The organism is Afipia sp. MLSD5-FHT05B12 (genome assembly GCF_058793355.1).
The window spans coordinates 43321-51477 of record NZ_JBXAFS010000022.1 but is presented as its reverse complement, the minus strand read 5'-3'; the positions used below and the strand labels follow the sequence as shown (position 1 = coordinate 51477).

The 8157-nt window shown below is 63.3% G+C and carries 7 protein-coding genes and 1 pseudogene; 4 read left to right on the top strand and 4 right to left on the bottom strand.

The window, feature by feature from the left end:
- Positions 1-206: pseudogene (locus AC1Q6J_RS20465) on the top strand (hypothetical protein); the annotation flags it as partial.
- A 105-nt stretch (positions 207-311) separates the two neighbouring features.
- On the opposite strand, the gene AC1Q6J_RS20460 reads toward AC1Q6J_RS20465, so the two are convergent.
- Positions 312-773 carry an Hsp20 family protein gene (locus tag AC1Q6J_RS20460; protein ID WP_492281018.1) on the bottom strand — a complete coding sequence of 154 codons (462 nt, stop codon included), beginning with the start codon at positions 771-773 and terminating at the stop codon, positions 312-314.
- A 373-nt stretch (positions 774-1146) separates the two neighbouring features.
- Here AC1Q6J_RS20460 and AC1Q6J_RS20455 point away from each other — a divergent pair, with 373 nt between their 5' ends.
- From AC1Q6J_RS20455 to AC1Q6J_RS20445, 3 genes are all read left to right on the top strand, one after another.
- On the top strand, positions 1147-2094 hold the full coding sequence (locus AC1Q6J_RS20455) for an alpha/beta fold hydrolase (RefSeq protein WP_492281017.1): 948 nt from the start codon (positions 1147-1149) through the stop codon (positions 2092-2094).
- Between the two features lie 184 nt (positions 2095-2278).
- A complete protein-coding gene (locus AC1Q6J_RS20450) occupies positions 2279-3679 on the top strand; it encodes a selenium-binding protein SBP56-related protein (RefSeq protein ID WP_492281016.1) in 1401 nt (466 codons plus the stop codon).
- Between the two features lie 47 nt (positions 3680-3726).
- Positions 3727-4401, top strand: a complete 675-nt coding sequence (locus AC1Q6J_RS20445) for a hypothetical protein (protein ID WP_492281015.1) — start codon at positions 3727-3729, stop codon at positions 4399-4401.
- A 13-nt stretch (positions 4402-4414) separates the two neighbouring features.
- Here AC1Q6J_RS20445 and AC1Q6J_RS20440 read toward each other — a convergent pair whose 3' ends face one another.
- The 3 genes from AC1Q6J_RS20440 to AC1Q6J_RS20430 all read right to left on the bottom strand — a co-directional run bounded on the left by AC1Q6J_RS20440 (position 4415) and on the right by AC1Q6J_RS20430 (position 8082).
- Positions 4415-5791 carry a M16 family metallopeptidase gene (locus AC1Q6J_RS20440; protein WP_492281014.1) on the bottom strand — a complete coding sequence of 459 codons (1377 nt, stop codon included), beginning with the start codon at positions 5789-5791 and terminating at the stop codon, positions 4415-4417.
- Positions 5788-7185 carry a M16 family metallopeptidase gene (locus AC1Q6J_RS20435; RefSeq protein ID WP_492281013.1) on the bottom strand — a complete coding sequence of 466 codons (1398 nt, stop codon included), beginning with the start codon at positions 7183-7185 and terminating at the stop codon, positions 5788-5790. Before AC1Q6J_RS20435 ends, AC1Q6J_RS20440 begins: the two co-directional genes overlap by 4 nt.
- Before the next feature lie 177 nt (positions 7186-7362).
- Entirely contained in the window at positions 7363-8082 is a 720-nt protein-coding gene (locus tag AC1Q6J_RS20430) for a hypothetical protein (protein ID WP_492281022.1), read from the bottom strand.
- Positions 8083-8157 lie beyond the last annotated feature (75 nt).

The following is an 8157-nucleotide window of genomic DNA, read 5'->3' as shown; positions in this document are numbered from 1 at the left end:
TGGCCACGCCACCGGCGTCGGCCCCGGCGCAACAGCAGGCTGTGGCTCCTTCTGCCGGGTCTGCGGCGGCCGCGAAGCCAGCCGCGGTGGACAACAAATCCGCGGCAGCGGCGACGGTGGGCGCGGCGACGGCGTCCGCCCCTCAGGCTTCGGCGGTGCGGCTATGGCCGACGCAGGCGATGCCCGATGCGCAGACGCTGGAGTGATTTTCCGTATCGAGGGGACGTTCGCGCCTCACGATGACGCGGTAAAGAAACGCCCCGGGAGGACCGGGGCGTTTTGTAGTTTGGGAGGTTCGATAAGCTCGAGACTTAGGCCGCGACTTGCTCGGCGACCTTCGGCGCGGGAGCCGACGTGGTGATCGGAATCTGGCGCGGCTTGGCGGCCTCGGGAATCTCGCGGACGAGATCGACGTGGAGCAGGCCGTTCTCAAGCGAGGCGTTCTTCACTTGCACGAAGTCGGCAAGCTGGAACTGGCGCTCGAAGGCGCGCGATGCGATGCCGCGATAAAGCACTTCGCCGGACTGGCTGTTCTCGTTGGCGGCTTTCTCGCCCTTGATCGTCAGGGTGTTTTCCTTGGCGACGATCGAAATTTCATTCTGCGAAAAGCCGGAGACGGCGACCGAAATCCGGAAATTGTTCTCGCCCGTGCGCTCGATGTTGTAGGGCGGATAGCCCGGCGAGCTTTCGCTTGCGCTCTGGTCGAGCAGCGAAAACAGGCGGTCGAAGCCGACGGTGGAACGGTAGAAGGGGGTGAGATCGAAAGTACGCATGATGAGTCCTCCAATTGAGCGACCAGCGCGTTTTTCAGGCGGGACGGACCATTGCGTAAGCAACGTCCTCAAAGACCGTCTCGCTTGCACAACGCGCCACTCTTTTCCAAAGAGCAGACAACCCGCCATTGGGCCGGGTTTTCGTTCTGCGTGCAGCCTTAACTGGCCTGCACGAAACTGATATGGGAGGGGTGTTTCGGTCTTCAAGAGGTTCCCGCGACATCTATCCCGGCTTAAATTTTTGTCATGCCCGGCCTTGTGCCGGGCATCCACGTCTTGTCTTGTCCGTCCAAGGCGTGGATGGCCGGGACGAGCCCGGCCATGACGCAGTTGCTGGCCCCTCGGTTCTTTTCCGCATCCATTTGGTTGTTCCATGACGCTTGTTTCCATTCCCGCCAATCCCGTTCCCGACAATGTCGTCAGCGGTGCCATCAAGACGCCCGATGGCGCGGAATTGCGCTTTGCGCGCTGGCAGCCGCCGGCCAATCGCAAGGGCACGGTCTGCGTTTTCACCGGGCGGGGCGAGAGCATCGAGAAATATTTTGAGACCGTGCGCGAACTGCGCGAGCGCGGCTTCGCGGTGGCGATGATCGACTGGCGCGGGCAGGGGCATTCGTCGCGGCAACTGCGCGATCCCCGCAAGGGATACGTCCACAGGTTTTCCGATTTTGAAGTCGACGTCGAAACCTTTGTGCAGCAGGTGATGCTGCCAGACTGCCCGCCGCCGTACTATGCGCTGGCGCATTCGATGGGCGGCGCGGTGCTGCTGCGCGTGGCGCATGCCGGCAAACGCTGGTTCGACCGCATCGTGCTGTCCGCGCCGATGATCGATCTGCCGGGCTACGCCACCAAGTTGCCGACACGCATTCTGGTGCGGACGTTGCGCTGGATGGGGATGGGCGGACGCTACGTGCCCGGCGGCACCGGCGAACTCACCGGCACCGACAGCTTTGTCAACAATCCGCTGACCTCCGACCCGGTGCGCTATGCGCGCAACGCCGCGATCTATGAGGAAGATCCGACGCTCGGCATCGCGTCTCCGACGGTGGCCTGGGCCGACAGCGCGTTCCGGGCGATCGTCGAATTCCGCGAGGCGAGTTATCCGTCGCAGATCAGGCTGCCGATCCTGATGATGGCCGCGAGCAGCGACACCATCGTCTCAACCGCCGCCATCGAGGAATTCGCCTATCACCTGCGCGCCGGATCGCATCTGGTGATCGCCGGTTCCAAGCACGAAATCCTTCAGGAGCAGGATCGTTATCGCCAGCAGTTCTGGGCGGCGTTCGACGCCTTTGTGCCCGGCACGCCGCTGTTCAAGTAAGGCGGCATAACGCGAAAGGGGGACCCCTCCCTCTTCGCCGCGATCTTTTTTCCGGCTGGCGTTGACGCGGTGCTATGCTGCCCGCCAGCGGGCTGCCGCGGCTCGCGCTCAATAGGTCATTCTCTTTCTGCAAACTCGCTTCCGCATGCCTTTGGCATTGCGGGTCGAAACAGGAGGTAGTGCGATGACGATGAGGCCAGATCCGACCTTCCACGCATCACCGAAGCTTGCGATGGAGGCTCCCCCCGAAAACTTTGCATATACGCTGTTGCTCAGCCCCGATTTTTCAAAACCCGATGCGCTTGCGGTGATCGACGTGAAGCCGGGCTCGCCCAGCTACAGCCAGATCGTCCACACGGTGACGATGCCGAACAAGGGCGATGAGTTTCATCATTTCGGCTGGAACGCTTGCTCGTCGGCCCTGTCGCCGCTGACAGGTCATGCGTTCGTGGAGCGGCGTTACCTGATCATTCCCGGAATCCGGTCCTCGCGCATCTACATCGTGGACACCAGGCCTGATCCCACCAAGGCGAAGATTCACAAGATCATCGAGCCCGAAGAGATTTTCAAAAAGACCGGCTACTCGCGGCCTCACACCGTTCATTGCGGGCCGGAAGGCATTTACGTCAGCACGCTTGGCGGCGGCGGCAAGGACGGCACCGATGGACCGCCCGGTGTTTTCATCATGGACTGCGAGACCTTTGACGTTCTCGGGCGCTGGGAGATCGACCGCGGACCCCAGACGCTGCACTATGATTTCTGGTGGAACCTGCCGCGCGACTACATGGTCACCAGCGAGTGGGGGCTGCCGCCCCAGTTCGAGAATGGAATCGTGGCCGAGGACCTGTTGTCCAACAAATATGGCCACCGAATCCACTTCTGGGATCTGAGAGCCCGGCGCAATGTTCAGACGATCGATCTCGGCGCCAACCATCAAATGGCGCTGGAAGTGCGTCCCGCGCATGATCCCGTTCGCGAGTATGGCTTTCTCGGTGTCGTGGTCGATACCACCAATCTCGAAGGCTCGATCTGGACATGGTGGCGCGAGGGCGGAAAGTTTCACATTGAAAAGACGGCGACGATTCCCGCTGAACCGGCGCCCAAGGAAAAGCTTCCGCCGCTGCTGCAAGGCTTTGGCGCAGTGCCGCCGCTGGTCTCGGACATCGATCTCTCCATGGACGATCGGTTTCTCTATGTGTCGTGCTGGGGAACGGGCGAGATGCGTCAGTACGATGTCAGCGATCCGAGAAAGCCGAAGCTCGCGGGCTCCCTACACATCGGCGGCATCGCCCGCCGCACGCCCCATCCCAATGGCAAGGTGTATGCCGGCGGCCCGCAGATGGTCGAGATCAGCCGGGACGGCAAGCGCGTGTACTGGACCAACTCGCTCTATTCGACATGGGATGACCAGTTCTATCCCGACGGAATTCCGGGCGCCGAGGTGATGGCCAATGTGAAGCCGGGCGGCGGTCTTGAACTCGCAAAGGACTATTGGCCGAGTTTCCCCGACGGCTATCGCGCGCATCAAATCCGGCTCGATGGCGGCGACTGTTCGACGGACTCCTTCTGCTATCCGTCGGTTTAGTGTGGTGGTTCGCAAGTGATGCGAACTTCGGATTCAGGACATTGGATTTGAGTGCGGCGGAATGGACCCCTGCGGGGCTTTGGCTCGCCGTTGTTGCGAGCGGCATCTATCACGGAGTGAGTCCGGGTATGGGCTGGCCGCTGGCTGTCTCGGCCGGACTCATGGACAGGAGCGGACGCGCGCTGGTCGCGGCGCTGTGGCCGCTCGCGATCGGCCATCTGTTGGCCGTGCTGTTGATCGTTCTTCCATTTGCCGTGCTCGCCGCGCTGGTCGAGTGGCAACGCCAGATCCAGATCGGCGCAAGTCTCCTGGTGATCGGGTTCGGCGTTTTCCGGCTCATCAACCGGCGCCATCCGCGGGCGCTGGCGCGGATACGGCCGACGCAACTCGGGCTCTGGTCCTTCGTGGTCGCGATTGCTCACGGCGCCGGGCTGATGCTGGTTCCGATCTATCTCGGACTCTGCCGTGCCACTGAGCCGGACAGCGGCCACACCGCGACAAGCGTTCTTGTCGGCGCCAACCTCGGCACGGCCGTGCTGGTCTCCGTTGTCCACTCGGCTGCGATGATTGCGGCTGGCGGATTGTCCGCGTGGCTCGTCTATCGCTATCTGGGGCTCAAATTCGTGTCGCGGAGCTGGTTCAATCTCGATGCCGCATGGGCCGCCAGTCTCATTCTGGTGGGCGCCCTGGCGCTCGCGATCAATCTCGCGGCGCCGCACTAGCTCCGGCGACGGCTTAATTCGCCTTTGGTGCGACGCCGGTTGCGGGCGGCGGTGCCGACGCCTGCGCGGCGCGGCCGACGCTGACGCTCAAGAGCCCCTGTCCCCAGATTCGCCTGGCGACGCGCTTGGCATCATCCAGCGTGACGGCATCGACGATGGCGCTGCGCTTTTCGATATAGTCGATGCCGAGATCGTCGAGCTGGTATTGCAAGAGCGCAGTGGCGAATTTCGATGAGGTGTCGAGTGCCAGCATCTGCGAGCCCTTGAGGAACGATTTGGCTTCATCCAGTTCCTTCTGGGTCGGGCCTTCGTTGCCCATGCGCGCGATTTCCGCGGCAATGGTGTCGAGCGTTTCCTTCGCCTTGTCGGCACGGGTCGCGGTCGAGCCTGCGAACAGCGACGACTTCTTCATCCAGATCAGGGATTCCGACACCGAATAAACCAGCCCGCGCTTCTCGCGGACTTCCTTGTAAAGCCGCGTCGACAGCGTGCCGCCGCCGAGAATGTGATTGACGATGTAGGCCGCCATGAAGTCGGGATCGTTGCGCGCGATGCCGGGTCCGCCGAAATTCACCGAGGTCTGCGGCACATCCACGATGGCCGACGTGTGCAGCGGCGGTTTGGCGGCCTGAACTTCCGGAACCGGCGTCAGGTTGCCTTTGGCGGGCAGGCTGCCGAACGTCTCGTCGAGCAGTTTGCCGAGCGCCTCCGGCGTGATGTCGCCGACCACGGCGATCTTCAGCGCATCCCTGGCGATCACGCGCTGTGCGTAATCCTTCAGGTCGACAGACCGGATCATGGGCAGGCTTTCGAGCGTGCCGTTCGGCGGACGCGCATAGGGGTGCGTCCCGTAAGCCTGCTCCCAGAACTTGCGGCCCGCGATCGACACCGGATTGGTGGTCTCGCGCCGTGCGCTGGACAGCATCTGCGCACGAACGCGCTCCAGCGGCTCGCTGTCGAAGCGCGCGGAGGTGAGCGCCAGCTTCAGCAGACCGAAGGCTTCGTCGCTGTTTTCTTTCAGCATACGCATCGAGCCGCGCAGATAATCGCGGGTCACCGAAAAGCTCATCTCGATGGCGCGCCGTTCGAGGCGCTCATGAAAGGCCTTCGAATCCAGATCGGCGGCGCCTTCATCGAGCATGTTGGCTGTGAACGAACCGATGCCGGGTTTGTCCGCTGGATCCTGCGACGAGCCGCCGGCAAAGGCATATTCCAGCGCAACCAGCGGCACGGTGGCGTCCTGAACGAACCAGGCCTCGATCCCGCCGGGCGACACCACGCGCTGAACCTTCGCCGCGGCAGATGCTGGCGTCACGAGTGCGGCAAGCGAGGATGCGGCGACGAGAATGGCAGCCGCGAGACGGGGCAGGTGACGGCGGGTGACAATCACGAGCGTTTCTCCTCGCGCCTTGCGGTCGTCGCTGTCGTGTCCTTGATGAGATAGCCGGTCACGGATCTTTTTTTCTCAAGCCATGTCCGCGCGGCGTCGCGGACCTGTTCGGCCGTGACGGCCCGGATGCGATCGGGCCAGGCCCTGATGTCGTCAACGCTGAGGCCGACGGTGACAGCGGCACCATACCAGCGCGCCAGCGTGGTCTGGCTGTCCTGCGCGTAGATCGCCTGGGCGATCATCTGGGTCTTGATGCGTTCAAGGTCTTCGGCCGGCACGGGATCGGTCGCGAGCTTTGCGATGACCTCATCAATCGCCTGCTCAACCTGCGGGAATTCCACGCCGGGTTTCGGCGAGGCCGAAATGCCGAACTGGGTCGGATCGACGCCCGTGCCTTGATACCAGGCGCCGGCACTGACCGTGAGAGGCTTGTCGACCACCAGCGCGCGGTAGAGCAACGAGTTGCTGCCGGTGCCCATCAATTGCGCCAGCACTTCGAGCGCCGCGCCCTGAGCCGGAGTCGCGGTGACGGATGACGGGACGAGATAGTAACGGCGCAGGCTCGGCTGTTCGACGCGCGGATCGGCCAGCGTCACGGTGCGCGGCCCGGCGGGTTCGGGTTCCTGCGGCCTGATCCGCTGCGGCGGAATCGCGGGCTGGGGCGGAATCTTGCCATAGGCCGCCTCGATCATCGGTCGGACCTCCTCCGCGCTGACGTCGCCGGCGATCACGAGGGTGGCGTTGTTGGGCGCGTAAAAGCGTTTGTAGAAGGCGAGCGCATCCTCGCGGTTCAGCTTCTCGATCTCCTGATGCCAGCCGATCACCGGGCGGCCATAGGGATGGTTGAGATACAGCGCCGCCATGATCTGCTCGGTCAGCCGCGCATCCGGGCTGTTGCCGACACGCATGTTGTACTCTTCCAGTACCACGTCGCGCTCGGGCAGCACGTTCTCGTCCTTGAGAATGAGGCCGGTCATGCGATCCGCCTCGAACTCCAGCATGGCCGCGAGCTTGTCGCGGGAGACGCGCTGGTAATAGGCGGTGTAGTCGTAGGAGGTGAAGGCGTTCTCGTTGCCGCCGATGCGTGCCACGAGTTGGGAAAATTCACCGGCCGGATGCGTACTGGTGCCCTTGAACATCAGATGCTCGAGGAAATGCGCGAGGCCCGATTTGCCCGGCGTCTCGTCGGCGGAGCCCACCTTGTACCAGATCATCTGCGTGACCACCGGCGTGCGGCGATCCGGAATGACGATGACACTGAGGCCGTTCGAGAGCGTGAAGGTCGCCGGCCGTTGCGGCGCGGTCTGCGCCGTCGCCGAATGAATGGCAGCTGGCGCGGACAGGAGGCCAAGTGTCGCGAATGCCATGGCAATGAGGTGACGGGAAATCATCATGATGCTCTACCGGATCGCAGATTTATCGCCCGGGAAACATTCAAATCCGCGAGAGGCGACGCTGCGGGACCTGAAACGATCGCACCTTGAACAATCAAAGGGTGGCGGATCGCGATCGTGAGGCCGCGGCCGTCAACCGGACGGCGCGGCCAGGAAGCTCCATCCCAGCCTTGATCCTTAATCCCAGGTCTTTTCGCACCGGCCGCTGGCAGAGTCGCACTTTTCCTTCGGCGGCTTCAACTGGCCGACGCCATAGGCGTAGTTGGACGACGGGGTCTGGTAACCGCTCGGCGGCTGCGTGAGTTCGGTGCGCTCTGGCTCCGAGGTGAACTTCTCGGTCTCGGTCTTCGTGTTGCCGAACGGGTTCGAGAAAAGACCGCCATTATATCCGAGTTCCGACGGCAGCATCATCAGCGGCGAGTTGGAATTGTTGTTGCCTGGTGTCGACGTGTCGGCGGTCTTGCCGCGCGGGGCACGCTTGTTGAGTTCGCTCGGCATCAGCGGCATACGCGCTTCTTCCGGGCTCTGCGCCTTTTGCTTGGCTCGTTCGCGCGCGGCCGCGCGTTCGGCGACGTCCGGGTCCTTCGGCCAGTTCGGCGCGAGCTTCGGCTTGCCTGACTGAGGCGGAGGGAGATCGATCTTGGAGGGGACCACCAGCGGCGAGCGCTCGCGGTACTCGATGGAGCCGTCCTCGAGCTTCCTGCCGCCGAGGCCGCTCATCAGGTTGTCCATCAGCTTTTCTTCGAACGTCTTGTGTTCGTCGCTGTCCTCGTCCTGCGCGTGAACCGGCCCGGTACCGAACACCAGGCCGACGCCCAGCAGGATGGCGGCGAACCGCAGCGCGCGCGTCGTGCGGCGCGATGAGAGATGCAAACCTGAACCGATGCCGCCCGTCATTGCGTTCATCCTGATCCGTTGTCCAAATCCGTTGCCCAGGGGCTCGGCCGTGCCCCGGTGGGCATGTCGCCGCGG